The 463-nt window shown below is 71.3% G+C and carries 1 protein-coding gene; it reads left to right on the top strand.

What is annotated here, in order from left to right:
- Positions 1-463 (top strand): SDR family NAD(P)-dependent oxidoreductase (locus IG74_RS47345; RefSeq protein ID WP_037827554.1); only part of this gene is annotated, 463 nt, incomplete at both ends.

Here is a 463-nt window from a genome sequence, read left to right as displayed (position 1 = left end):
TGAGCGTGCGGTCGCGCGGCTGGTGGGCGTGCTGTCCGGCGGGGCCGGTGAGGCTGCTGAGGATCAGGTCGCGGTGCGTGGCTCTGGTGTGTTCGTACGCCGTCTGACGCGGTCGGCCGCGCCCGTGGCCGACGCGACGACGTGGCGGGTGCGTGGCACGGTGCTGGTGACCGGAGGTACGGGTGCGCTCGGCAGCCGGGTGGCCCGCTGGCTGGTGGGCAACGGTGCCGAGCATCTGGTGTTGACCAGTCGTCGGGGCCTTGAGGCGCCGGGCGCAACGGAGTTGTGTGAGGAACTCGAAGCGCTCGGTGCCCGGGTGACGGTGGCGGCGTGTGATGTCTCTGACCAGAAGGCGCTGGCCGGTGTGCTGGAGGCGGTTCCGGAGGAGTTTCCGCTGAGGGCTGTCTTCCATGCGGCTGGTGTGGAGCAGGCGGCGGAGCTTGCGGGGATGGGGCTGGCGGAT

Origin of the sequence: Streptomyces sp. NRRL B-1347, from assembly GCF_000720325.1 — a bacterium.
Classification (GTDB): Bacteria; Actinomycetota; Actinomycetes; order Streptomycetales; family Streptomycetaceae; genus Streptomyces.
This window is presented reverse-complemented; position numbering and strand designations above follow the sequence as displayed.